This is a genomic window from Plesiomonas shigelloides, assembly GCF_900087055.1.
In the GTDB taxonomy this organism is placed as follows: domain Bacteria; phylum Pseudomonadota; class Gammaproteobacteria; order Enterobacterales; family CAMTGL01; genus Plesiomonas; species Plesiomonas shigelloides.
Genome location: NZ_LT575468.1, coordinates 206,512 through 231,986 on the forward strand (window position 1 = coordinate 206,512; position 25,475 = coordinate 231,986).

The window sequence follows — 25,475 nt, forward strand, 5'->3', positions numbered from 1 at the left end:
CAGCACGTCTTACTGATAGATATAGGTGGTAAACAGCACATCGAGCACCGGCTTTTCGCCCAGCTCTTTTTGCAGCAGCGCATTGACCTTCTCTAGACAGGCTTTGCGTGTTGCTTCCCGCAGATTCAGCGATTTAACCTGATTTTCATCCTGTGCACTCAAAATCCAGATCAGCGCATCACGGATTTGCGGCTCGTGCAGTGCTACCTTGTCTTTGGCCGCTTGATTGGCCACCATCAGACTGACGCTGACCCGTAAAAAGCCCAGTTGGCTACCGTTGGTCTGGTAGTTGGTCACAATATCATCGCCAAGTGGCAGATATTGGTAGGGAGAGGCCTGCGCCACCGCCGACTCTTCAGCGGCTTGTACCAGAGCCGGACCGAGCAACAAAGCAAAGCATAACGCGCGGATAATCTGAGCGGATTTGAACATGGCGTAACCTATCTGTGTACATCTGTTAACGGAAATCGTACCGTTAGCTGATAGAATAATGAAAAATAAAACGGCCGTCTTTGTGGCAGGCCGCTTAATCACGCACGACGATAATCATGAGTTTGCTGGCCACCACCTTTTCCCCTTGGGCGCGGGGTAATGCGCTAGAGGCAACATGGCAGTCTGCCGATCCGCATGCCCTCACACCGCAGCAGGCGGACTGGGTGCTGCATAACGGATCGATGACGCAGCATTTACGCCGTCATTGCCAACAATTGCAGGTTAAAATCGGCTTTCAGGGCATCGTCACTCTGGATCAGTTAGCGGCCGCCGAGCAGATTCCTTTACCGCCCGGCGAGTGCTCGCTCTGGTTGCGGGAAGTGATTTTGTGTGGCGATGGCGAGCCGTGGATTTATGCGCGCACCTTGATCCCATTATCGATGCTTGAGCATCAGGGGATGGATTTGCGGGCGATCGGTGAAACACCGATTGGCGAGTTGCTGTTTCGGGCGCCAGGGATTGAGCGCCGGGAATTACAGCACAGTTGGGTCTGCTTGCCTTTGGCGGTGGCTCAAGCGTTATCGTTATCTGCGCGCTCGCCGTTGTTGGCGCGCCGTTCCTCGTTGTGCCACGGGCCGCAGTATTTATCGGTGACGGAGGTTTTCTTACCGTCGGCACCGGTTTATCAAAGGGAGAGAAGCTCATGCTGAGGGAGAAACTGAGCGCTTACTGGCGTCTGATGCGAATGGACCGGCCGATCGGCACCTTATTGCTGCTGTGGCCGACCTTGTGGGCTTTATGGCTGGCCGCGCAAGGACAGCCGAACTGGCCAGTCTTGCTGGTGTTTGTGCTGGGCGTGGTGGTGATGCGCGCTGCCGGTTGTGTCATCAATGATTATGCCGATCGTCACTTTGATGGTCATGTGAAACGCACCGCGAACCGTCCGTTACCGAGTGGCGATGTGCGTCCGTCTGAAGCGCGCTGGCTGTTTGTGGCGCTGGTCGCTCTGGCGTTTGTCTTGGTCTTAACCCTGAATAGCCTGACCATCGTGCTCTCGTTGGTGGCGCTGGCATTGGCGGCGGTCTATCCGTTTATGAAGCGGTTTACCCACCTGCCACAGCTGGTGCTGGGGGTGGCATTTGGCTGGTCAATTCCGATGGCGTTTGCCGCGCAGATGAATCTGCTGCCCCTGAGTTGCTGGTTGCTGCTGCTGGCGAACATCTGCTGGACGGTGGCGTACGACACCCAATATGCGATGGTCGATCGGGATGATGATTTGCGCATTGGCATCAAATCCACTGCTATCTTGTTTGGCCGTTTTGATAAGTTGATTATCGGCTTGCTGCAGCTGGCGACCTTGTTATTGCTGGTCTTGGTTGGCGTTTTAAGTCAGCTGGGCAGCTTGTATTACTGGTCACTGTTGGCCTGTGCGGCGCTGTTTGTCTATCAGCAGCAGTTGCTTAAAGAGCGCGAGCGCGATGCCTGTTTTCAGGCCTTTTTGAATAATAACTATGTGGGGATGGTGCTGTTTTGCGGCATCGCCTCAAGTTATCTGCTGCATTGAGTCGGTTATCTTTGCCTCTTCGACGAGTGCCTTGAACTAAAAAAACAGAGCAAGCGCTCGGTGAGCGATATAAAAAAGGACGTCCCTTGGGACGTCCTTTTTTGTGGTGGCGAGATGGCCGAGTCATGGCCTCGTTAGGCCACTCGGTCACGCCACACTAGGCCAACACCCTGCGAGCTTATTCCGCCGCAGGCGTACTCAGACGCACACTGACAGCGCTGTCGATCGTCAGGCGCACTTCTGGCGATAACTGTGGGCTGAGCAGCGCATGCAGCGCGGCGACTTTATCGGTCACCACCTGCTGCTCGTTATCGATGCAGCCCAAGGTTTGCAGCGTGTTGACCAGCGCCGCAAACACCGCCTTGTCAAAGAACTCCGGCGCATTGATGCCGTGCAGTACTGACAGACGCTGTGCAATCAGCTGGCTTTCGCTTTCCAGCGCTTCGCGACTGATGTTGTGGTCAGTGTTTAGCAGTGCCAGCGTGATGGCGTAGCGTTGCAGTGCTTCACGCACTCCTGCAGCCAGCAGTTGCAGTGGACGGATGCGCGCGTTGTTAAGCAGCAATTCATCGCCATCGGCACAAATCAGTTGCTGGCGCAGCAGCTCGGCAATGATCTGCTCGGTCAGTGCTGGCAGCTCGGCGGCGTCATAGCGCATGAACAGCTCCGCTTGGATCAGCGGATACAAGCCGCTGACAGTGTTGTGAATGCGCTCGCGCGTCACGCGCTGCTGGCAAATCACCACACTGGCTACCAAGGCTGGCAACATCAGCATGTGCTGAATGTTGTTGCGATAATAGGTCATCAGCACCGCTTGTTTGCGATCCAGCAGCATGATGTCACCTAAGCTGTCGTGCTCGACTTGCAGCTTATCCAGCGTCATCACATGTGCCAGCATCTCTTCTGGCGTCTGATTCGGTACGGTACATTCGCTGGAGTACGGCACGTTTTTCAGCAGTTGCTGGTAGCACTCCAGCTGCTCTAACAGCTGCGCCCGCGTCAATGCACGCTGACGCGACGCCAGCAGCGCGGTGGCGGTCAGGTTCAGGGCATTGGCGGCGGCAGCGTTGTTGATATGCACCATGATCTGGTGGGCGATATCATTCACCGTTGGGGCCAGCCATTGAGGCCGTTGTGGTTCAATCGGATCGATCGCATCACGCCACTGCGGCACGTTTTGGTTCAGGTATGGCACCAACGGGATTGGCTCACCGAAGTTCACATAACCTTGACCCAAATTGCGCAGTTTGCGCAGGGTGCGAATTACCTGCAGCAGGTTCTCTTTTTCCTTGGCTGCTCCGCGCAGTTCGTTGGCATAGGTGCCGACTTCCATCACGTGCTCGTAACCGATATACACCGGCACGATCGAGATGGGGCGCTGCAAACCGCGCAGCATGGCTTGCAGGGTCATACTCAAGGTACCGGTCTTCGGCTCTAGCAGACGACCGGTGCGCGAACGGCCACCTTCAATAAAGTATTCCACCGAATAACCGCGTGCAAAAAGCTCCGCCATATATTCACGAAATACCGTAGAATACAGTCTGTTGCCTTTGAAACTGCGGCGAATGAAAAAGGCGCCACCGCGGCGGAAAATTGGCCCAGCAGGGAAGAAGTTCAAGTTGATCCCAGCGGCAATGTGCGGTGGAACCAAACCTTGGTGATAGAGCACGTACGAGAGCAGCAGGTAGTCCATGTGGCTGCGGTGGCACGGCACGTACACAATCTCGTGTCCGTCTTGCGCCAGCTTACGGACTCGCTCGGCATGCTCCACATTGATGCCCTGATACAGGCGGTTCCACAGCCAGCCGAGGAAACGATCGCCAATCCGCACCAGCTCATACGAGAAGTTGGCGGCGATCTCTTCCATCATGCCGATGGCTTTTTGTTTAGCTTTCTCTGGTGAGATATTGCTATTGCTGACTTCGTCAGCCACCGCTTTTTCGATGGCCTTGGAGTGCAGCAGTTGGTTAAACAGCGCTTTGCGATCCGGCAAACGTGGGCCTGCGGCCGCTAAGCGCTGACGCGAGAAGTGGATCCGCGCCACCCGCGCCAGTTTCTGGGCGATGGTTTGGTCAGTACCGTGTTGGTCTGCCATGTAGCGTAGCGAAACGCAGTTAGAAAAACGCACGAAGCTGTCGCGACCGAGCCACAGCACGGCGAACAGTTTTTGAATCCCGTTAAGCAGGCGCAGTTGCGGTAATTCCATGCGGCCTTCATGGCCTGGCGCACGGCCCCACAACACGGTGACTGGCACCATCTGTACATCCAGTTCAGGATCTTGGCGGTGCAGGTTCAGGTAGTCGTGGAATAAGGTGATCGACTCTTGCTTCGGTGCGCGGCTTTTGAACACCCGTGGCCGTTCGTCGATAAACACGTAGCTTGGCAGCGTCTTGCTGTTTAAGGTTTGCGGTGCTAAAGGATCAGGCAGATGCTGAGCCAGACAGTAGCGGCGCAGGGTCAGTAAATCAGTATCAGATTTGTATGGCAGCACATACAGGATCGGCCGTGCCGGATCGATGTGCAGCTCTTGGATCGGATCGGCCGGGATCAGCTTGCTTTTAACCAGCAATGACAGCGGCAGATCGAGAAATTTGTGATAAATACGCTTCCAACCGGACATGGTGGGGCCTCAACGTCAATACAACCGAGCAAGGATACCAGAAATCACTGGTAAGATCTGTTTGCACGCGTGATGTCCGTCTCTGGCGGCGCAATTGGCGACAGGATAGCCACGTGATCGGCGCTTTTCGCTAGGATTATTCCCGATAACAATATGCCCCACCGGATGGTGGTCAACGTAGCTTGTACAAGCATAGGATGAAAACCAAGATGCAGAAAAATACTGGCTTCAAACGCGTGTATAAGGCCGCCATTTATTCTTGGCAGGGATTTCGGCAGGCGTTTCAGTACGAGGCGGCGTTTCGGCAAGAGGTGTTTTTGGCGCTGATCCTCATTCCGGTGACCTTCTTTCTGCCGGTAACCGCAATCGAGCAGGTGTTGATGATCATGGTAGTGGCGCTGGTGCTGATCGCCGAGTTGCTCAATAGCGCGGTGGAAGCGGTGGTGGATCGGATTGGTGATGAATACCATGAGCTGGCCGGGCGCGCTAAAGATATGGGCTCGGCGGCGGTTTTCGTGGCCTTAGTGCTGGTACCGCTGGTGTGGGGAATTATTCTTTGGCCTTGGTGATTGCGGGGTTTTCAACCGCCCGAGTCCTGTATATACTGCCAGTATGACTGTATAAACAGACAGGATAAGACGATGAAGCCACTGACCGAACGACAGCAACAGGTTTACGATCTGATCCGTGATCATATCGAGCAAACGGGCATGCCGCCGACTCGGGCTGAAATTGCCCGTGATCTGGGTTTTCGCTCGCCGAACGCGGCAGAAGAACACCTGAAAGCGCTGGCGCGTAAGGGTGCCATTGAAATAGTGGCGGGCGCATCGCGCGGGATCCGTCTGTTAGCGGAACTGGCAGAAGAAGAGGCCGCCAATGATGGTCTGCCACTGATTGGCCGTGTGGCTGCCGGTGAGCCAATTTTGGCGCAGCAGCATGTGGAAGGCCATTATCAGGTCGATCCGGCCATGTTCAAGCCCAGTGCTGATTTCCTGCTGCGCGTTAATGGTATGTCGATGAAAAATATCGGCATCCTCGATGGCGATTTGCTGGCGGTGCATAAAACGCAAGATGTGCGTAATGGTCAAGTCGTGGTCGCGCGGGTGGAAGATGATGTCACCGTGAAGCGCTTAGAGCGACGTGGCAATGAAGTGCTGCTGCATGCCGAGAACGAAGAGTTCGCTCCGATTGTCGTGGACTTGCGCACCCAGTCATTGACCATTGAAGGTCTGGCGGTGGGCGTGATCCGCAATAGCGATTGGATGTGATAGCGCCACGTACAGGCGAAGCGATAATCGCGTGCATAACAGTGATATGCTAAAAACCCGCTACGGCGGGTTTTTTTATGCGTCCAAGAACTTGGATACTGCGCCTTTTGGGTTGGGTGTAATGGTTCACCCTGCGCGGATGACAGCAGGCGCATAAAATCTCGCGGCATCCCGAGCCGCGCCTTGATTGATGATGTATGGATGGTTAATAGGTACCAGTGGTGACGTTTTCTTGGTTTTCTGCAGTCGATCGGCGCTTGTGGCAATTAGCGCTGCCGATGATTTTGTCTAATATCACCGTACCTTTACTGGGGTTGGTGGATACCGCCGTTATGGGGCATCTGGATAATGCGGTGTATCTGTCGGCGGTGGCGGTTGGCAGCATGGTGATCACCTTTATCACCATGATGTTCAATTTCCTACGTATGAGCACCACCGGCATGACCGCACAGGCCAACGGCGCGAATAACCAAACGGCGATCGCGCGTGCATTGCTGCAACCGCTGTTGTTGGGGCTACTGATTGGCTTGGGTTTATGGCTACTGCGTACTCCGCTCACTGCGTGGGGTTTAGAGCTCAGCGGCGCACAAGGCGAGTTGGCGCAGCAGGCGCACAGTTATCTTGCGATCCGCTTTTGGGCAGCGCCAGCTACCTTAGCCAATTTGGTGCTGCTGGGCTGGTTGCTCGGCATGCAGCACATGAAAGCGCCGGTCTTGCTGTTGGTGTGGGGCAATCTGCTCAATATTGTGCTGGATATCTATTTGGTGTGGTATGCCGGTTGGCAAGTGCGCGGCGCGGCTTGGGCGAGTGTGTGCGCCGAGTACCTGACCTTGCTGCTGGGATTAGGGTTAGTGCACTATTACCTGCGCCGAGGCGGCGTGAGTTTGCGTGCCGGTTGGCAGTGTTGGTCAGCAGGACTGCGCCGCTTACTGGGCTTAAACCGCGATATCTTTTTGCGCTCGTTGGTGCTGCAACTGTGTTTTGCCGCGTTTACGGTACTGGGCACCCGCTTGGGCGCCGAGGTGGTGGCGGTCAATGCATTACTACTGAACTTCCTGACTTTCACTGCGTTTGCGCTGGACGGTTTTGCTTATGCGGTGGAAGCCTTAGCCGGACACGCCATTGGGGCGCGCAATACCCGCGAGCTGCAACTGATGTGGCGCGCCGCCTGTCGGCAGGCGTTGGCGGTCGCTTTGCTGTTTAGCAGCGCTTACCTGCTGTGCGGTACGTGGTTGATCGATATGCTGACCAGCTTGCCGGCACTGCGTGCGCAAGCGCGGGTATTTTTACCTTGGCTGTGGTTGTTACCGCTAGTGGGCATGGGTTGCTATTTGCTGGATGGCCTTTTTATCGGCGCGACGCGTGGACGCGAGATGCGTAACAGCATGCTAATTGCCGGAAGTGGTTATCTACTCACGGTTTGGCTGGCGTTGCCGCTGTGGGGCAATCACGGTTTGTGGCTGGCGCTGTTGGTGTTTTTGCTATTGCGTGGCGTGAGTTTGGAGTACTACCGTCGGCGGGTGTTACTGCCAGCGTTAGGCATGTCGGCCTGATAAAACGGTCAGATAATCTAGACCAGATAATAGCTAGATAAGACGAGTGCGCCCTGTTGGCGCACTCGATAGGCTTAACGGGATCAGTAGAACGAGTGATCGCCGCGCTGGTGCTCGGTGATGTCTTTCACGCCTTTGAGCTCGCCGTTAAACTGGGCCAGCAGCTCTTTTTCGATGCCTTCTTTCAAGGTGACATCAATCATCGAGCAGCCATTGCAACCGCCACCAAACTGGACGATCGCAAAGCCGTCAGCAGTAATTTCCACCAGTGACACTCGGCCACCGTGCGCCGCCAGCTGTGGGTTGACTTGCGACTGCAGCACATACTCGACGCGCTCAGCCAGTGGCGCATCGTCGGCCACTTTGCGCATCTTGGCATTCGGTGCCTTCAAGGTCAGCTGCGAGCCTAATTGGTCAGTGGTGAAGTCAATTTCGGCGTCTTCCAGATACGGGGCACTCATGATATCGACGTAAGCGGAAAAACCGTCAAACTTCAGCTCGGTATCATTGATCTCCACGGCATCAGCCGGACAGTAGGAAACGCCGCACTCTGCATTCGGCGTGCCCGGATTAACAACAAAAACACGGATGTTCGTGCCTTCAGCTTGTTGCGCTAGCAACTTGCTGAAATGCGCTTGTGCAGCATCAGTAATGCGGATCATGGCGGGTCCCAATAGTTGACTCATTTACTTGGTTAATCATCATACACCTTTTCATCGGCACTGAGTAGAGGCTTACTGTGTCCGACACAGACACCAGATCTGCACCTCGGCCGCGCCCTGTGCCAGCAGCATTTGGCTCAGTACCTGAATGGTCGCACCGGTGGTCACCACATCATCCAGCAAGGCTACCCGCAGTCCGGTTAGAGGACGCGTCACGGCATAACTGTGCTGGGCATTGGTCTGGCGCTCGGTGTGCCCCAACGTATGCTGGGCCTGACTTTCCTTATAACGTATCAGTACGTCTGAATCGAGCGAGATTTGCAGCCAGTGTGACAGCGGCTGGGCCAGAAGTGCTGTTTGGTTGAAACCTCGCCGCCATTGACGTTGGCGATGCAGCGGTACTGGCAGTAGCAAATCGGGCCATGGGCTGGGGCGTGTGCGGCGTTCGGCCAGTAAGGCCAACAACAATAATCGCGCCAGTGGGGTTGCCAGCCAGAATTGGCCGCGGTATTTAAAGCGGTGCAGTAGCTTATCGAGCGGCGCACAATAATCGCTGACGGCCACGAGCGAATGCCACGGTGGGGTTATGTTTTGACAACGGTAACAGGGCCCATTGGCGGCGCTGCGCTGCAAACCACATTGTGGACAAGGCCAGCGCGTGCTGGGCAGATCGTGGTGACAGCGATAACAAATCGCATCCGCGGCACGAAACAGCGGCTGTTGGCATAACAAACAGGGCGCATTGAGCTGCAGCGGCAGACTCAAGCGCGGCCAGCGCAAGGTTGGCCAGGTAAACACAGGCTGGCGCATCACCGCGCTCCGGTCAGGTGCGTCCATGGCATTCATCGCATGGGCGCAGATTATCTCATCATCGAACGAGTGTAGAGCATGCAAGGACTATTCTGGCAGACACAAGGTACGGGAGCGCGCGATCTTGTGCTGTTGCACGGTTGGGGACTGAATAGCGCTGTTTGGCAGCCGCTGGTGGCGGAATTAGGTTCGCAATTTCGTCTGCATTTGGTGGACTTGCCCGGCTATGGCCGTAGTCAGGATTTCCCCGCGTTGAGTCTGGCGCAGATGGCTGAGACCTTGCTGGCACACGCCCCGGAACAGGCGATTTGGCTCGGTTGGTCACTGGGTGGCTTGGTGGCGACACAAGTGGCGCTGCAAGCACCGCAACGGGTTAGCGGTTTGATTACCTTAGCGTCATCCCCCCGTTTTGTGGCTGAACAAGGGTGGCGTGGTATCAAACCGGCGGTACTGGCTGATTTTCGCCAGCAACTGGCCACCGATTATGCCAAGACGGTGAGCGGTTTTATGGCGCTGCAAACGCTCGGTACGCGCAGTGCACGCCAAGACACCCGTTGGTTAAAAGAGGCGGTATTGGCACTTCCCGCACCGTCAACCGAGGTTCTGGCTAAAGGTCTGGATCTGCTGGCCGACACAGATCATAGGCCGTTACTGGCTGGCTTGAGTATGCCGGCGCTGCGCATTTATGGGCGGCTTGACGCACTGGTTCCACAACAGGTGGTGGACAGTGTCAGTCGCTATTGGCCGCAGTCTCAGGCGCAGATCCTGACTGAATCGGCTCATGCACCTTTTATTGCGCAGCCGCGCGACTGTGCTGCTCTGATCGAGGCGTTTTGCTCGTCCAGCCAGCTCGGATAACTGTTTTATAACCACGGAAGCATACGCAGGTGATGAATGTCAGCCCGACCCATCAGGCCGTTTCGGTTCTGCCCACCTCGGTGAACCCGCCGACTGAACAGGCAGGGCATGACAATCAGGTCCGTGAGCGTATCCCGCAGACGGCGCCCACCGAAGCGGCGCCGCATCAGCGTGGTATTGACCAGCATGATGAACAGGGCGAGTTACTGCCCTATGATCCCGATGGCCACGACGGGGAAGAGCATGCCACAGAGCCCGAGCCAGTATTGCTGGAGTCAGAAGGCGAAGCGTTGATTGAAGGGCAGTGGGAGACCAAAGAGGAGTGCCCGCTGTTCTATCCACCGTTTCCCAACGCCCTGACCGCGGTGAATCGTCAAATGGCGCTGCACGGCAAAGTGATTGTGTGCCGTTACTGGTATTCGGTGCATCCGCGCCCGAAAGCCACCTTTCGTACCAAAACCTAATGCACTACCTATCTTGGCGCATCTACAGCGATAAACAGCAAAAAAAACCTCCCAACCTAACAATCAGGGAGGGAGGCGAGAGAGCGTGTTGGGCCAGTGATCGGCTTACTGTAGTTGGCCGGTTTAACTGGTTTTCTTGGCGGATTGTACCGATTTGGTCATCGCATCTTGCTCATGCACGCGGGGCAGAGAAATACGCATCGACAAGCCACCCAACGTAGCACTGCGACCGAGCGTAATGCTGCCGTGGTGGGCATCGATGATCCGTTTTAGGATGGATAAACCCAGTCCGGAGCCTTCGCTGCTACCGCGCGCTTCGTCGCCGCGCACGAAAGGCTGGAACAGTTTTTCCTGATCGGCTTCGGCAATCCCTGGGCCGTTATCTTCCACCTGAACCCAGACCCACCCTTTGTCATCCACACCACTGCTCATGCTGATCATGCCGTTACCATAGCGGATGGCGTTGGTCACGATATTGGCAATCGCGCGCTTAATCGAAAGCGGATGGATGTTGCACAGCAACACTTCGTGCGACAGATCGACATTAATCATGTGATCTTCGGTGCTTTCGGCGGTGGCCACTTCGCTGACCAAATGGTTCAGGTCAAACGGCTCGGTCGGCATATCACCATTTTGCGCGCGCAAAAAGTCGATAAACTGGCCGATGATTTCGTTCGACTCATCAATGTCTTTATTGATGGACTCCGACAGATAATCATCCTCCGGACTCATCATCTCGGTCGCCAGACGGATGCGAGTCAGTGGGGTACGCAAGTCATGACTGATCCCCGCGAGGATCAGGTTACGGTCTTGCGCCAGCGCTTTAATCCCGCGGCTCATCACGTTGAATGAGTGGATCACCGAGCGCACTTCCGAGGCTCCTTGCTCCGGCAGCTCATCCGGGTATTCACCCCGACCCACGCGCAGCGCGGCTTTTTCCAGCTCCACTAACGGGCGGTTTTGCAGGCGAATGAACACCCACGCACCGGCCAAGATAAGCAGGAAAATGGCAAAGATGTAACGGAACAGCGGTGCAAAGGCTTCTTGGCGCAGCTCAATCAGCGGAATGCGCGACCACAGATCGCTGTCGGCATCGGTTGGGTCATGCAGCCAGAGTACGAAGAACTCGGAGCCGGTTTCCAGCCGCACATCCACCTGCTTATTAAACAGACGGCTGAACTCGCGATCTAAAAACGGATAATGACCGGCATTTGCCAGTCCCATTTTCATCGCTTCTTGTTCGGTGTACAGCTGAATATCCAGATCGGCCGCCAGCTCGTTACGCAGGATCTGTCGCACATGCGGCGAGGCCTGTTTATCGATTTTGGCAGCCAATTTGATTTCATAAGCCACCATCCGGTTAAACTGCGAGACGGTGGGACGAATGGCAAAGTTCATCACTGCCATGTAGGTGGTGAGCATGCAAATAAGCAGCAACACCACCATCATCAGCAGCGTGCGAGCGAAGGTGCTTCGCGGCAACAGTCTGAACATTATGCTTTATGGTCGTCCGGTACGAACACATAACCCAGGCCCCATACGGTCTGGATGTAGCGAGGACGAGCCGGATCTTCTTCCAGCATGCGACGCAGGCGGGAGATTTGTACGTCGATGGCACGCTCCATGGCACTGTATTCACGGCCACGGGCCAGATTCATCAGCTTGTCACGGGACAGCGGTTCACGTGGGTGAGTCACCAGCGCTTTCAATACCGCGAACTCGCCGCTGGTCAGCAGCATCGCTTCGTCGCCGCGGAACATTTCACGGGTACCCAGATTCAGGCGGAATGGACCGAATTCGATCACCGCTTCTTCTTGTGACGGCGCACCTGGCAGTTCGGTGGTATGACGGCGCAAAATAGCACGCAGACGTGCCAGCAGCTCACGCGGGTTAAATGGTTTTGGCAGATAGTCATCCGCGCCCACTTCCAGACCCACGATGCGGTCAATTTCATCGCCCTTGGCGGTCAGCATGATGATCGGGATATTGTTATCCTGACTACGCAGACGACGGCAAATTGACAGACCATCTTCACCGGGCAGCATCAGATCCAGTACCATCAGATGGAAACTTTCCCGCACCAGTAAGCGATCCATTTGCTCAGCGTTAGCCACGCTGCGAACCACGAAACCTTGTTCAGTCAGGTAACGTTCCAGCAGGGCACGTAAGCGCATGTCATCATCGACCACGAGGATCTTGTGGTTTTCTTGCATAGTCATACTCCAAAAGGCTAGTTGATCACACGGGAATGCGGGAAAGCAGGGTGTGCGTCGTCATAAAACAATCACTTCCGTTATTGTATGCAAGTTCGCCAAATTCCCGTACCGGAAATTGTTACAAATTCCATCTAACTCCTTATGTCGAGAAAGCAGGTTAAACCAGCGGCTGATAACTGATTTCCAGCACCAGATAACTGGCCACGCCGGACGGGGTCATCACTTCAATTTCATCATCCAGCGTTTTGCCGATTAAGGCGCGGGCCACCGGTGAGTTAATCGAGATCCAGTTTTTGGCTGGGTTAAACTCATCCGCGCCGACAATGCGGTACACCTTCTCTTCTCCGGCATCATTTTCCAGTCGCACCCAAGCGCCAAAGAACACTTTGCCCTCTTGTTGTGGACTTGGGTCGACGATTTTCAGTTCATCGAGGCGTTTACTCAGAAAGCGTACCCGGCGGTCAATTTCCCGTAACCGCTTTTTGCCATAGATGTATTCGGCGTTTTCCGAACGGTCGCCCATGGCTGCCGCTTCGGAAACCGCTTGGGTCACTTGCGGTCGTTCGACTTTCCACAGGTATTTGAGTTCTTGATCGAGAGCCATCCAGCCCTCACGGGTAATATAGTGTGCTTTTGCCATTGCGATGGTGGTCTTATTCCGGATTCGTGAACTGTACAGGCGCGCAACCCTGATCTGGGCCGGTTTCTGCATACGGACAGCTGGTATTTTGCCACGCACAAACGTATAAAAGTCGGCTGTCACTCAAAATAATAGGATGAATCTGAGTCTGCCTATGAATACACCGATGAGCCATGTGATTGCCGGCGAGCTGAATGCCCGCCCGGAGCAGGTGACGGCAGCGATCCGGCTGCTGGATGAAGGGAATACGGTTCCTTTTATCGCCCGTTACCGTAAGGAAGTGACCGGCGGTCTGGACGATACCCAACTGCGTAATCTGGAAACCCGCCTGTTGTACCTGCGTGAACTGGATGATCGTCGTCAGAGCATTCTGAAATCAATTCGTGAGCAGGGCAAACTCAGTGAGGCGCTGGAGCAGTCTATCTTGGCTGCCGACAATAAAACCGAGCTGGAAGACCTGTACCTGCCGTACAAACCTAAACGCCGTACCCGTGGCCAGATTGCTATCGAAGCGGGGCTGGAGCCTTTGGCCGATCTGTTGTGGCAAGACCCGCAGCAAGATCCAGAGCAAGCGGCGCAGGCGTATATCGATGCTGAAAAAGGCGTGGCGGACAGCAAAGCGGCGCTCGATGGTGCCCGTTATATCCTGATGGAGCGTTTTGCTGAAGATGCTGCCTTGCTGCACAAGATCCGCACGTATCTGTGGCAGAACGCCGATCTGGTGGCGCAAGTGGTGAGCGGCAAAGAAGAGGAAGGCGCCAAGTTTCGCGATTACTTTGCCCACCATGAGCCGATTGCTAAGGTGCCGTCACACCGTGCACTGGCGATGTTCCGTGGTCGTAACGAAGGCATTTTGCAACTGAGCTTGAATGCCGATCCGCAGCAAGACGAAAGTATCCGTCAAAGCTATTGCGAAACCCTGATTGCAGAGCACTATCAGGTGCGTTTGGGCACGGCGCCGGCCGACAGCTGGCGTCAAGGCGTCATCAACTGGGCGTGGCGGATCAAAATTCTGTTACATATGGAGACCGAGTTGATGGCCAGCGTGCGTGAGCAGGCCGAAGCGGAAGCCATCAATGTGTTCGCCCGTAACCTCAATGATTTGTTAATGGCCGCGCCTGCGGGTGCTAAAGCCACGATGGGTCTGGATCCGGGTTTGCGTACCGGGGTGAAAGTGGCGGTAGTGGATGCCACCGGTAAGCTGGTGGATACCGCAACCGTGTATCCGCACACCGGTCAGCAGGAAAAAGCGCTGCAAGTGGTGGCGGCACTGTGCCTGAAACATCAAGTGGCCTTGATTGCCATCGGTAATGGTACGGCGTCGCGGGAAACCGATCGCTTTACCGCCGAGATGCTGGTGCGTTACCCTGCGATCCATGCGCAGAAAGTCACTGTCAGTGAAGCCGGTGCGTCGGTGTATTCCGCCTCCGAGCTGGCGGCTCTGGAGTTTCCGGATCTGGATGTGTCACTGCGCGGCGCGGTGTCGATTGCGCGTCGTCTGCAAGATCCGTTGGCCGAGCTGGTGAAAATCGAGCCGAAAGCCATTGGTGTTGGTCAATATCAGCACGATGTTTCGCAAAGCCAGCTGGCACGCCGTCTGGATGCGGTGGTGGAAGACTGTGTGAACGCCGTGGGCGTAGACTTGAACACCGCCTCAGTGGCACTGCTGACCCGAGTGGCCGGTTTGAGCAAAACGCTGGCGCAAAATGTGGTGGCGTATCGTGACCAACATGGCCGCTTTGCCCGTCGCGCCCAGCTGTTGGATGTCCCGCGCTTAGGGCCGAAAGCCTTTGAGCAGTGCGCCGGCTTTTTGCGTATCAATGACGGGGAAAACCCACTGGATGCCTCTACGGTGCACCCTGAGTCTTATCCGCTGGTGGAGCGTATTTTAGTCGCTACCGGTTTGACCATCCGTGAGTTGATGGGGAATGGTGAGACGCTGCGCGGCGTGCAAGCCTCGCAGTTTACCGATGCGCAATTTGGTCTACCGACGGTGACCGATATCCTGCGTGAGCTGGAAAAACCGGGTCGCGATCCGCGTCCGGAGTTTAAAACCGCCGTCTTTGCCGAGGGCATTGAAACGCTGGAAGACCTGTCGACCGGTTTGGTACTGGAAGGCACCGTCACCAACGTCACCAACTTCGGTGCGTTTGTCGATATCGGGGTGCACCAAGATGGCTTAGTGCACATCTCATCGCTGTCGAACAAATTTGTGGAAGACCCGCATACGGTGGTCAAAGCTGGCGATATCGTGAAGGTCAAAGTGTTGGAAGTCGACCTTGAGCGTCGCCGTATTGCCCTGACCATGCGTTTAGATGAGCAGCCCGGTGAGAGCAACCGTCGCGGCGCTCCGGCATCGGCCAGCAACGGCCAGTCAGCGGAGCGCAATGCCCGAGGCGGCAATCGCGGTGCAAATCAGGGCAACCATCGCGCGCCTAACGGCCGTGGTGGCGCGGGGAGCAGTGCCGGCAATAGCGCCATGAGTGATGCTTTGGCGGCGGCGTTAGGGAAAAAACGCTAAATTTGCCATATGTCGTCACGTGTCATGGCTGACGTAAAAATTGGCGCAAAGGCCAAAAAAAACAACAGGGAGCTGCGGCTCCCTGTTGTGCGTTATGGGGCAGTTCGTTTTGTATGTCGCGCGGTATGTGGTTGCCGTCACCCTCAAGGTCGCGCGGAGAGGGCGGGTGACAGGCAAAAAAAAACCGCTCAAGCCGAGCGGTGTTGTCCAACACACAAAATGAAAATGAACTAGCCAATAGAACTGAATGGTATTACTGAAAGCTTACCGGTCTTGGATATCGTGTTTATCGATGCGAGCGAAGCACCAGAAGGCGACGATAAACAGAAGTGCCCAGGGCACGGCCAGCATAATTCCGATAATAAAATCTTGCATAAGCTGACTCCTTTTAACCTTCAACGTTCAGTGCTAAAGAGCATAAGCCAGAATTTTCGTTGATGATATTTGAATAAAATTAACTTAACGTTCATTAAAAATGAATGAAGTTGATGCAGCGAAAAAAAACGGGCCCGTAGGCCCGTTGGTGAGGAGGAGTCAGAACATTAGAGTTGAGGACCGGCCGCGACCAGCGCAGCACCTTCTTTGGTATCGGTGTACTTATCAAAGTTGGTGATAAAGCGCTGTGCCAGATCTTTGGCCTTGTGCTCCCACTCATTCACGTCTGCGTAGGTATCACGCGGGTCGAGAATGTTGCTGTCGGCACCTGGCAGCTCGGTTGGCATCTCCAGATCGAAAATTGGCAGATGCTGTGTTGGCATCGCTTCGATTGAACCATCCAAAATGGCATCGATAATGGCACGGGTATCCTTGATGGAGATCCGCTTACCGGTACCGTTCCAGCCGGTGTTGACCAGATAGGCTTGCGCACCCGCCGCTTCCATACGCTTCACCAGCACTTCGGCATACTGCGTTGGGTGCAGTGTCAGGAAGGCCGCGCCGAAGCAGGCAGAGAAGGTTGGGGTTGGCTCGGTGATGCCCCGCTCAGTACCGGCCAGTTTGGCGGTAAAGCCAGACAGGAAGTGGTACTTGGTTTGCTCTGGGGTCAGCTTAGACACCGGTGGCAGCACGCCGAACGCATCCGCCGTCAGGAAGATCACCTTGTTAGCGTGTCCGGCCTTGGAAACCGGCTTCACGATATTTTGGATGTGGTAAATCGGGTAAGAAACACGGGTGTTTTCGGTTTTGGAGCCATCATCAAAGTCGATCGAGCCATCGGCACGCACGGTGACGTTTTCCAGCAGCGCATCGCGTTTGATGGCATGGAAAATGTCCGGCTCAGCTTCTTCCGACAGCTTGATGGTCTTAGCGTAGCAACCACCCTCGAAGTTGAACACTCCATCGTTGTCCCAGCCGTGCTCGTCATCCCCAATCAGGCGACGCTTCGGATCGGTCGACAGCGTGGTTTTACCGGTACCGGACAGGCCGAAGAAGACCGCAACATCGCCTTTCTCACCCACGTTGGCTGAGCAGTGCATAGAAGCAATGCCTTGCAGCGGCAGCAGGTAGTTCATGACCGAGAACATGCCTTTCTTCATCTCGCCACCGTACCAAGTACCGCCAATCAGCTGGATACGTTCGGTCAGGTTAAACGCCACGAAGTTTTCTGAGTTCAGACCTTGCTCTTTCCAGTGTGGGTTGGTGCACTTGGCACCGTTCATCACGATGAAGTCCGGTGTGAAATCTTGCAGCTCTTCCGCGCTTGGGCGAATGAACATGTTTTTCACAAAGTGCGCCTGCCAGGCTACTTCGGTGATGATGCGGACTTTCAAACGGGTATCCGGGTTGGCACCGCAGAAGGCATCGACCACGAACAGGCGCTTGCCGGACAGTTGCTTGGTGACCAGACCTTTCAGGTCATGCCACACTTCCGGGGAAATCGCTTTGTTGTCGTTTTTGCCTTTGCCCTGATCCGCCCACCAGATGGTGTCGCGGGTGGTGTCATCACGGACAATGAATTTATCTTTCGGTGAGCGACCGGTAAAGATCCCGGTATCAACGGCAACAGCCCCCATATCGGTGACGACGCCACGCTCATAGCCGGACAGATCGGAACGGGTTTCTTCTTGGAATAGCAGTTCGTAGGACGGGTTGTAGACGATCTCACTGACATCCTTGATGCCGTAAGCGGCCAGATCTAAGGCGATTGGGCTTTCTACCTCTAATACGCTCATCTTTCAGCTCCTTTGTAATTGGATAAATCCTCATCAACTAATAACCATATTAGTGTTGTGCTTAATCGAGACAGCGAGCCTCTTCAAATTTTTGTTATTATTTCTGGGGAAAAACCAAAGAAAAGGCGGGAATGTTCCCGCCTTGTGATCAGTGTAGCTGATTAGATGAATTTATGTGTGATCCGTTTCGTAGTGCCTGAATATCCATCGCATCAAACCGATAATGTGCGCCGCAGTAGTCACAATGCATATCGATTTCGCCGTTTTCTGCGAGGATCTGCTCAATTTCTGCAGGATCAACAGTCAAAATGGCTGCTGCAGAACGTTCAGCTGAACAGGTACACTTGAAAACTACGTCTTGTGCCGGATAAACCGTTACTTCTTCTTGGTGATACAGACGATACAGCACTTCTTCGGCATCCAGTCCAAACAGCTCTTCGACTTTGACCGTTGACGTCAGTTGGCTTAAGTGCTCGAACTCTTCAGCTTGGCCTTTGTCGTCAGGCAATACCTGCAGCAACATACCGCCGGCCACTGGCTGTGACTGGTACTCACCGGTAAGCAGGAACAGACGGGTTGGCAGCTGTTCGGATTGGGCGAAGTACGCTTCCAGACATTCGGCCAGCGTTTCACCTTCCAGTGCCACGATGCCCTGATAACGCTCACCTTGCTCTGGCGTAATGGTAATCACCAAGTGACCTTGGCCAATCATCTGGTGCAGGCTCATGTCATCGCTGATCTCGCCTTGCAGACGCGCTACGCCACGCAGTTGTTGGTTGTTATCACCGTTGATCACCGCCAGTTTCAGCGGACCGTCACCTTGCAGTTGCACGGTAATGGTGCCTTCAAACTTCAACGTCGCGGTCAGCAGGCTGGTCGCGACCAGCATCTCGCCCAGCAGCTTTTGCACCGGCTGCGGGTAAGTGTGGTTATCCAGCATCCGGCGGTAGGTTTCAGACACCCGTACCAGCTCACCGCGGACGGATACTTTATCAAACAGATAACGATGCAGTTGATCGTGATTATGCATAAGGCTCTCTCAGTGATAGTGAGCCGGGATTAGTCGGACTCACGGTATTTGAATCGGATCAGATCGCGCCGTTCTTTTTTATCCGGCCGGCGATCCGGATGCGGCATGGTCAGGGCATTGAGCTTACGAGCCAGCGTTTGCTGCTCACGCTTTTGCACACTTTCCGCCGTTTCCTGATACATCAATTGGGCGTCAGGCGCGCCGCGGCGCTGTTCGCTCAATTGCCGTATCACCACCGTCCTTTCATCCAGTCCCTGACGCAGGGTGAGGGTGGCACCCAGTTCCACCAGTTTGCTGGGTTTACTGCGTTGACCGTTGTAGTGCACTTTTCCGCCATCGATCATTTCGCGAGCCATCGCACGAGTTTTGTAAAACCGCGCGGCCCACAGCCATTTGTCGAGCCGGATCGACTTATTGCCCTCACAGGGGGCTGATTTTCCGCTCATGCGTTATCCTGCAGCAGCTGAAAACAACGTTGGAATTATCACACGTCTTGCGGCGTAAACCCAATTCTGTGTGGTTAGACTGGCGCTCTGTTAGTTAATGTGGAGGCGCTTTGGTCAGGATCAAGCGCGCAGTGAAAATTGATGGGGATTTCGCGCCGGATCACAGTAAAAACCACAACGTCAGATGTTAATTTTTAGTTACTCATGTTTAATGACGTGAGTAAGATAAACTTCAAGGATAGACCGCGTCACACCATGACGTAAATCGGGCAAAGATCGTGCGTGAGCGTGCGTCAACAAGGTGTGCGCAGTACCTGATTCACGCACAAGCAGCAAGGAGCGCAGCGGTGCAGCAGCTGACAACCTGGGTTCGCAGGCTACAAGCGCGCAGGCGACAATCTAAGCGGCCCTCAGGGTTGCCGCAGACCCGTGCGCCTAGTACCGCTGGGCATTGGATGCGCCGCGGGTTTGGCACCGATAAACTCACGTTAGTGAGTCGCCTGTGTTGGCTTGGGGTGCTCGGTTATGCCGCAGTATTGCTGTGGCGTATCGGCCAGCCACTGCCGACGGCGACGCCCCTGAGTGCTCCGTTTGCCGCCTCGGCGACCAAAAGTGCGCCCGCGGCCGCGCTGACGGAAGCGGATTTGGGCGTCATTTTCCAGCAGCAGTGGTTCGGCGCGCTAGCGAACAAACCGGTCGCGCCGCCGGTGGTTGCAGCCCCGGCAGCGGTGACAAAATTGAGTTTTATTTTACGCGGCGTGGCACCGGCCAGCGATCCGGCGCGCAGTGTGGCGGTGATTGAAGCGCAAGGTCGCCAGGCCAGTTATATGCCGGGCGAGGCGATTGCTGGTTCAGCCGTGCGTCTGCTGAAAGTCGAGACCACGCAAGTATGGCTGGATAACGGCGGGGTGACGGAGCTACTGGTCTTGCCCGGTGAGCCCAGCAGCCCAGCGGCGTCAACCAAGAGCGCCGGAGTTGCGGTGAGCAAGCCCGCCGCCCCCACGGCGTCGGACGCCAGTGAGTTGGCAGCGCTACGGGACGAAATAGCCCGAGAGCCGCAAAAGATATTTAGCTATATCCGGCTCAGTCCGGTACGCAAGGATAACGTGCTGGTCGGCTACCGGGTGTCCCCGGGGGTCAATCGACTGCTGTTTGAGCATACCGGATTAAAAGATAAAGACATTGCCGTAGCCCTGAATGGACTGGATCTGACCGACGATCAACAGGCCCAGCAGGCGCTGCGTGAATTACCGGATTTGACCAGCCTGACCCTGACGGTGGTTCGCGATCAAATCCGCTATGACATTCTGATTAGCCCGTAGTGTCACTGCGGCAGGCAGACAAGGATGAGGCATGAAACACAAGGTTGTGGGAAGCCGATGGTCGGCAGTCATGCGTCCAGCACTGGTGTTGCTGGCGGCATTGTGGTGGTTACCCGCCAGCGCCATTGAGGGTGACAACGAGTTTTCCGCCAACTTCAAAAATACCGACTTAGCCACCTTTATCGATACCGTGGCGCGTAACCTGAACAAAACCGTGATCACTGACCCCAGTGTGCAAGGGCAGGTCAACGTGCGCAGCACGGAGCTGCTGAATGAACGGCAGTACTATCAGCTGTTTCTCAATGTGCTGCAGGCCAACGGGTTTTCAGCGGTGGCGATGGATAACGGGGTGATCAAGGTGGTCAAATCCCGTGACGCCAAAACCGAACCCTTGCCGGTGGTGACCGACAACAGTAACCGCTTTGCCGGCGATGAGATGATCACGCGGGTGGTGCCGGTGCGCAATGTGTCGGTGCGTGAGCTGGCCCCCTTGCTGCGCCAATTGATTGATAACGCGGGCTCCGGCAACGTGGTCAACTATGATCCGTCTAATGTGATCATGCTAACGGGCCGTGCCTCGGTAGTGAATCGGCTGGCCGACGTGATCCATCGGGTGGATCTGACCGGCAATAAAAGCAATGAAGTGGTGACGCTACAAAACGCTTCGGCACCCGAGATGGTGCGCGTTATCGACAGCCTCAACAAAATCAACGATCAAAACCAGCCCAGTACCCTCAAATCACAAGTAGTAGCCGATGAGCGCACCAACAGTGTAGTGATCAGCGGCGATCCTGCGGTGCGGGCGAACTTGCGCCGTCTGATTAACCAGTTGGATTCGGAAATCCAAAATACCGGCAACAGCCGGGTGTTCTACCTCAAATACAGCAAAGCCGACGATCTGGTGGAAGTGCTCAATCAGGTCAGTGGCAACCTCAAATCAGCCAAAGAAGCCCAGCAAGGGCAGGCCGCTGCTGCCCGTGGTAATACGCTGGTGTCGATTGCCGCCAATAAAAATACCAATGCGCTGGTGGTGACCGCGCCGCCAGATATCATGCAGTCGCTGCAAAGCGTGATTGCTCAGTTGGATGTGCGCCGCGCGCAGGTGCATGTCGAGGCGCTGATTGTCGAAGTGGCGGAAGGGAACAACATCAATTTCGGCGTCCAGTGGGGCTCCAAAGATGCCGGTTTAGTGCAATTTGCCAACGGTAACCAGATCCCTATCGGGCCGTTAGCCGGTGCGTTGTATCAAGCCAAGCCAGAAAAAGGCTCCACTGTGGTGAGCGATAACGGCTCCACTACCGTGAACCCGGATAAAAAAGGCGATATCAGCGCTTTAACTGATCTGCTGGCCAGCTACAGTGGCGCAGCGATTGGGATAGTCAAAGGTGACTGGGCGGCCTTGGTGCAGGCGGTCAAAACGGATTCCAACTCCAACGTGCTGTCCACGCCAAGCATTACCACGCTGGATAACCAAGAAGCCTCGTTCATGGTTGGGCAAGATGTGCCGGTGCTAACCGGCTCCACCACCGGCTCCAATAACACCAATCCCTTTAATACCGTGGAGCGTAAAAAAGTCGGCACCATGCTGAAAGTCACGCCGCAAATTAACGAAGGCAATGCGGTGCAGCTGACCATTGAGCAGGAGGTGTCGAAAGTTGAAGGGCAGACCAATTTGGATGTGGTGTTTGCCGAGCGCAAATTGAAAACCACGGTGCTGGCCGATGATGGTGATCTGATTGTGCTTGGTGGCCTGATTGACGATCAAGGCGGAGAGAGCATCGCCAAAGTGCCGTTGTTGGGCGATATTCCAGTGCTGGGACACCTGTTTAAATCCACCGCCAACAAGAAAGAAAAACGCAACCTGATGATTTTTATCCGGCCAACCATTTTACGTGATGGAATGGCCGCCGATGGGGTTTCGCAGCGCAAATATAACTACATTCGCGCCGAGCAATTGTACCGCGCCGATCAGGGGATGAGTCTGATGCCGCAAACTCCGTTACCGGTGCTGCCGGAGTACGGTAAAGATCCACAGTTGCCGCCGGAAGTGCGCGCCTTCTTACTGGCACGGGGGATCCCGTTGTGAGTCAGCCAGACAGTGCGCGTCGAGCCCTAACGGGTATCGGTGAAGCGAAGAGCGATGCGGCATCAGCACTCGCTGAGCCGCTCGGCAGCGGATCACGTCGGCTGCCGTTCGCCTTTGCCCGTCGCTTCCAAGTGCTGGCCGAACAGCGCGAGGGCGCACTGTGGGTCTGTCACAGCCAGCCACTGACCTTAGCGGTGCTACAAGAGTTACGGCGCGTGCTGGGCGAGCCCTTTTTGACGGAAAAGGTGGCCGCTTCGCAGTTTGAAGCCTTACTCACCAGCGCCTATCAACGCGACTCCAGTGAGGCGCGCCAGCTGATGGAGGATATCAGCGCCGAGGGGGATTTTTATACCTTGGCCGAAGAGTTGCCGCAGACCGAAGATCTGCTGGCCAGCGAAGATGATGCGCCCATCATCAAGCTCATCAACGCCATGCTCGGGGAAGCCATCAAAGAAGGGGCATCGGATATCCATATCGAAACCTTCGAGAAAGCTTTGCTGATCCGTTTTCGGATTGATGGCGTGTTGCGTGAAGTGCTGCGCCCCAGTCGCAAACTGGCTGCTTTACTGGTATCGCGGATCAAAGTGATGGCCAAGCTGGATATTGCCGAAAAGCGGGTGCCGCAAGATGGCCGCATTGCCCTATTGCTTGGCGGGCGAGCGGTGGATGTGCGGGTGTCGACCATGCCGTCAAATCATGGTGAGCGGGTGGTGCTGCGTTTGCTGGATAAAAACCAAGCGCGGCTGACTTTAAGCAGTCTGGGGATGGACAGCGCAATTCAAACGCGCTTTCGCCGCCTGATTTTCCGTCCCCACGGCATCTTGCTGGTCACTGGCCCGACTGGTTCCGGTAAAAGTACCACGCTGTATGCCGGTTTGCAGGAGCTCAACAGCGAAGAGCGCAATATCCTGACCGTGGAAGACCCGATTGAATATGCCATCGAGGGCATCGGTCAGACCCAAGTGAATCCGAAAGTCGAGATGACCTTTGCCCGTGGCCTGCGCGCCATTTTGCGCCAAGACCCGGATGTGGTGATGGTGGGCGAAATTCGCGATCTGGAAACCGCGCAGATTGCGGTGCAGGCCTCGCTGACCGGTCACTTGGTGCTCTCGACATTGCACACCAATACCGCCGTCGGTGCGGTGACCCGTTTGCGCGATATGGGCATCGAGCCTTTTTTGATTGCCTCCAGTTTGCTCGGCGTATTGGCGCAGCGCTTGGTGCGCACCTTGTGTCCGGCGTGCCGCGCGCCGCATATCGCTACTGCTACGGAGCGCGCGTTGTTTGCCCCTTTACTCGGCGATCAAATGCCGGCCGAGTTGGTGTTGTACCAAGCGGTGGGTTGCGAGCAGTGTAATCACAAAGGCTTTCGCGGACGGACCGGTATTCACGAATTGCTGGAAGCCGATGAAACGGTACGCGACATGATCCACCGCGATTGCGGAGAGCAAGAGCTGGAAAAATATGTGCGCCGTTTCAGCCACGGGATCCGTGATGATGGCTTGCAAAAAGTGCTGGCGGGGATCACTACTCTGGACGAAGTGCTGCGGGTGACGCGGGAGGGCGGGTGAGCGTCTTTCAGTATCAAGCGGTGAACTTACAGGGTAAACGCCACAAAGGATTGATTGAGGCCGACTCGGCGCGCCAAGCCCGGCAGCTGCTGCGCGAGCAAGGCTTGCTGGCCGAAAGCGTACATGAAACGCGCTCTGCAGCCGACAATCCGGCCAGCGCACATACCCTGCGTTGGCAGCGAGGGATCAGCGCATCGGAGTTGGCGTTGCTGACACGTCAATTGGCCACCTTGGTGCAAGCGGCGATGCCACTGGAAGAGTGTTTGCGCGCCGTGGCCGAACAGTGTGAGAAAAACCGCCTAAAAAGCCTGATGTTGGCGGTACGCACCCAAGTGCTGGAAGGGCATACCTTAGCTGATAGTTTGCGCGCCTATCCACTCGTCTTTGATGAGCTGTTTTGCGCCATGGTGGCGGCCGGTGAAAAAGCCGGTCACTTGGATGCGGTGTTGAGTCGGCTGGCCGATTACACCGAGCAGCGCCAGTACATGAAAGGCAAATTGCTGCAGGCGATGATCTACCCACTGGTGTTGACGGTGGTGGCCATTGGCGTGATTGCCATTTTGTTGGCCTCGGTGGTGCCGAAAGTGGTGGCGCAGTTTGATCATCTCGGGCAAGCCTTACCACACAGTACCCAACTGTTGATTGCGCTGAGTGACGGGGTACGCGATTACGGGCTGTGGCTGGTCGGGGCGCTGTTAGTGCTGGGCGTGCTGGTGCAGCGGTTGTTACGCCAACCGGCGCTGCGTTTGCGATGGGATAGGTTTTGGCTGCGTTTACCGCTGCTGGGCAAAGTCAGTCGCGGTCTGAATACCGCCCGTTTTGCCCGCACCTTGAGTATTTTGTCGTCCAGCAGTGTGCCGCTGCTGGAAGGAATGCAGATTGCTGCCAGTGTGGCGTCTAACCGCTATGTTCGCAGCCAGATTTTAACCGCCGCTGAACGGGTACGGGAGGGCAGCAGTTTACGCGCGGCCCTCGGCAGTAGTGGCCTGTTTCCCCCCATGATGTTGCACATGATTGCCTCAGGGGAGCGCAGTGGTGAGCTAGAGCCGATGCTGCTGCGCGCGGCAGATAATCAGGATCGGGAATTCGAAGCGCTAGTCACGTTGGCGCTCGGTATTTTTGAGCCGATGCTGATTGTCAGCATGGCGGGGGTGGTGCTGTTTATTGTGGTGGCAATTTTGCAGCCAATGCTGCAGCTCAACAACATGGTCGGGCTGTAAAGAGCGTGGCTGTCAGTGGCG

Annotated in this window: 22 protein-coding genes; 12 read left to right on the forward strand and 10 right to left on the reverse strand. The window is 55.6% G+C overall.

All coding sequences use genetic code 11. From position 1 onward, the window contains the following. Window positions 1-9: 9 nt before the first annotated feature. On the reverse strand, window positions 10-432 hold the full coding sequence (locus NCTC9997_RS00880; RefSeq protein ID WP_010862817.1) for a flagellar basal body-associated FliL family protein: 423 nt from the start codon (window positions 430-432) through the stop codon (window positions 10-12). 116 nt (window positions 433-548) lie between these two features. On the opposite strand from NCTC9997_RS00880, the gene NCTC9997_RS00885 reads away from it, so the two are divergent. Together NCTC9997_RS00885 and ubiA are read left to right on the forward strand one after the other, a co-directional pair. After that, window positions 549-1,142, forward strand: a complete 594-nt coding sequence (locus tag NCTC9997_RS00885; RefSeq protein ID WP_064977095.1) for a chorismate--pyruvate lyase family protein — start codon at window positions 549-551, stop codon at window positions 1,140-1,142. Continuing rightward, entirely contained in the window at window positions 1,136-1,996 is an 861-nt protein-coding gene (gene ubiA / locus NCTC9997_RS00890; protein ID WP_010862815.1) for a 4-hydroxybenzoate octaprenyltransferase, read from the forward strand. The genes NCTC9997_RS00885 and ubiA overlap by 7 nt, the downstream gene beginning before the upstream one ends. Window positions 1,997-2,174: 178 nt before the next feature. On the opposite strand, the gene plsB is transcribed toward ubiA, so the two are convergent. After that, window positions 2,175-4,616: a glycerol-3-phosphate 1-O-acyltransferase PlsB gene (gene plsB / locus NCTC9997_RS00895; RefSeq protein WP_064977096.1), complete on the reverse strand. Its 2,442-nt coding sequence runs from the start codon at window positions 4,614-4,616 to the stop codon at window positions 2,175-2,177. A 209-nt stretch (window positions 4,617-4,825) separates the two neighbouring features. Between plsB and NCTC9997_RS00900 the strand changes: the two genes are divergently transcribed. From NCTC9997_RS00900 to dinF, 3 genes are all read left to right on the forward strand, one after another. Next, a complete protein-coding gene (locus NCTC9997_RS00900) occupies window positions 4,826-5,185 on the forward strand; it encodes a diacylglycerol kinase (RefSeq protein ID WP_064978395.1) in 360 nt (119 codons plus the stop codon). A 72-nt stretch (window positions 5,186-5,257) separates the two neighbouring features. Next, window positions 5,258-5,884 carry a transcriptional repressor LexA gene (gene lexA, locus NCTC9997_RS00905; RefSeq protein ID WP_010862812.1) on the forward strand — a complete coding sequence of 209 codons (627 nt, stop codon included), beginning with the start codon at window positions 5,258-5,260 and terminating at the stop codon, window positions 5,882-5,884. 278 nt (window positions 5,885-6,162) lie between these two features. Further along, window positions 6,163-7,437 (forward strand): MATE family efflux transporter DinF, encoded by a 1,275-nt coding sequence (gene dinF, locus NCTC9997_RS00910; RefSeq protein ID WP_064978396.1) that lies wholly within the window; start codon window positions 6,163-6,165, stop codon window positions 7,435-7,437. A gap of 83 nt (window positions 7,438-7,520) precedes the next feature. Here dinF and nfuA read toward each other — a convergent pair whose 3' ends face one another. After that, window positions 7,521-8,099: a Fe-S biogenesis protein NfuA gene (nfuA, locus tag NCTC9997_RS00915; protein WP_010862810.1), complete on the reverse strand. Its 579-nt coding sequence runs from the start codon at window positions 8,097-8,099 to the stop codon at window positions 7,521-7,523. Between the two features lie 72 nt (window positions 8,100-8,171). Then, the gene (locus tag NCTC9997_RS00920) at window positions 8,172-8,909 is read right to left on the reverse strand and encodes a hypothetical protein (RefSeq protein ID WP_064977097.1); all 738 of its coding nucleotides are present in this window, start codon (window positions 8,907-8,909) and stop codon (window positions 8,172-8,174) included. 78 nt (window positions 8,910-8,987) lie between these two features. On the opposite strand from NCTC9997_RS00920, the gene bioH reads away from it, so the two are divergent. Both bioH and NCTC9997_RS00930 read left to right on the forward strand, forming a co-directional pair. Next, window positions 8,988-9,767: a pimeloyl-ACP methyl ester esterase BioH gene (gene bioH / locus NCTC9997_RS00925; RefSeq protein WP_064977098.1), complete on the forward strand. Its 780-nt coding sequence runs from the start codon at window positions 8,988-8,990 to the stop codon at window positions 9,765-9,767. A 29-nt stretch (window positions 9,768-9,796) separates the two neighbouring features. Then, window positions 9,797-10,231, forward strand: coding sequence for a hypothetical protein (locus tag NCTC9997_RS00930; protein ID WP_139800018.1), 435 nt, complete (start codon window positions 9,797-9,799; stop codon window positions 10,229-10,231). 123 nt (window positions 10,232-10,354) lie between these two features. On the opposite strand, the gene envZ is transcribed toward NCTC9997_RS00930, so the two are convergent. The 3 genes from envZ to greB all read right to left on the reverse strand — a co-directional run bounded on the left by envZ (window position 10,355) and on the right by greB (window position 13,087). Further along, a complete protein-coding gene (envZ, locus tag NCTC9997_RS00935) occupies window positions 10,355-11,725 on the reverse strand; it encodes a two-component system sensor histidine kinase EnvZ (protein ID WP_010862806.1) in 1,371 nt (456 codons plus the stop codon). Further along, the gene (gene ompR, locus NCTC9997_RS00940) at window positions 11,725-12,444 is read right to left on the reverse strand and encodes an osmolarity response regulator transcription factor OmpR (RefSeq protein ID WP_010862805.1); all 720 of its coding nucleotides are present in this window, start codon (window positions 12,442-12,444) and stop codon (window positions 11,725-11,727) included. The genes envZ and ompR overlap by 1 nt, the downstream gene beginning before the upstream one ends. Before the next feature lie 160 nt (window positions 12,445-12,604). Then, window positions 12,605-13,087 (reverse strand): transcription elongation factor GreB, encoded by a 483-nt coding sequence (greB, locus tag NCTC9997_RS00945; RefSeq protein WP_010862804.1) that lies wholly within the window; start codon window positions 13,085-13,087, stop codon window positions 12,605-12,607. Between the two features lie 154 nt (window positions 13,088-13,241). Between greB and NCTC9997_RS00950 the strand changes: the two genes are divergently transcribed. Further along, complete coding sequence (locus tag NCTC9997_RS00950) at window positions 13,242-15,608, forward strand: Tex family protein (protein WP_064977099.1); 2,367 nt, start codon at window positions 13,242-13,244, stop codon at window positions 15,606-15,608. 542 nt (window positions 15,609-16,150) lie between these two features. Here the strand turns inward: NCTC9997_RS00950 and pckA are convergent. The 3 genes from pckA to hslR form a co-directional block, all read right to left on the reverse strand. Then, window positions 16,151-17,779 (reverse strand): phosphoenolpyruvate carboxykinase (ATP), encoded by a 1,629-nt coding sequence (pckA, locus tag NCTC9997_RS00955; RefSeq protein ID WP_010862801.1) that lies wholly within the window; start codon window positions 17,777-17,779, stop codon window positions 16,151-16,153. A 148-nt stretch (window positions 17,780-17,927) separates the two neighbouring features. Then, the gene (gene hslO / locus NCTC9997_RS00960; protein WP_064977100.1) at window positions 17,928-18,809 is read right to left on the reverse strand and encodes an Hsp33 family molecular chaperone HslO; all 882 of its coding nucleotides are present in this window, start codon (window positions 18,807-18,809) and stop codon (window positions 17,928-17,930) included. Between the two features lie 29 nt (window positions 18,810-18,838). Next, on the reverse strand, window positions 18,839-19,255 hold the full coding sequence (gene hslR / locus NCTC9997_RS00965; RefSeq protein WP_010862799.1) for a ribosome-associated heat shock protein Hsp15: 417 nt from the start codon (window positions 19,253-19,255) through the stop codon (window positions 18,839-18,841). Between the two features lie 347 nt (window positions 19,256-19,602). Between hslR and gspC the strand changes: the two genes are divergently transcribed. The 4 genes from gspC to gspF are packed head-to-tail and all read left to right on the forward strand — an operon-like array spanning window position 19,603 to window position 25,454. Next, window positions 19,603-20,577 carry a type II secretion system protein GspC gene (gspC, locus tag NCTC9997_RS00970; protein ID WP_156669225.1) on the forward strand — a complete coding sequence of 325 codons (975 nt, stop codon included), beginning with the start codon at window positions 19,603-19,605 and terminating at the stop codon, window positions 20,575-20,577. Window positions 20,578-20,608: 31 nt separating this feature from the next. Then, window positions 20,609-22,663: a type II secretion system secretin GspD gene (gene gspD / locus NCTC9997_RS00975; protein WP_010862797.1), complete on the forward strand. Its 2,055-nt coding sequence runs from the start codon at window positions 20,609-20,611 to the stop codon at window positions 22,661-22,663. Between the two features lie 35 nt (window positions 22,664-22,698). Further along, complete coding sequence (gspE, locus tag NCTC9997_RS00980; RefSeq protein WP_064978397.1) at window positions 22,699-24,234, forward strand: type II secretion system ATPase GspE; 1,536 nt, start codon at window positions 22,699-22,701, stop codon at window positions 24,232-24,234. After that, window positions 24,231-25,454 carry a type II secretion system inner membrane protein GspF gene (gspF, locus tag NCTC9997_RS00985; protein WP_064977102.1) on the forward strand — a complete coding sequence of 408 codons (1,224 nt, stop codon included), beginning with the start codon at window positions 24,231-24,233 and terminating at the stop codon, window positions 25,452-25,454. The genes gspE and gspF overlap by 4 nt, the downstream gene beginning before the upstream one ends. Window positions 25,455-25,475: the final 21 nt, after the last annotated feature.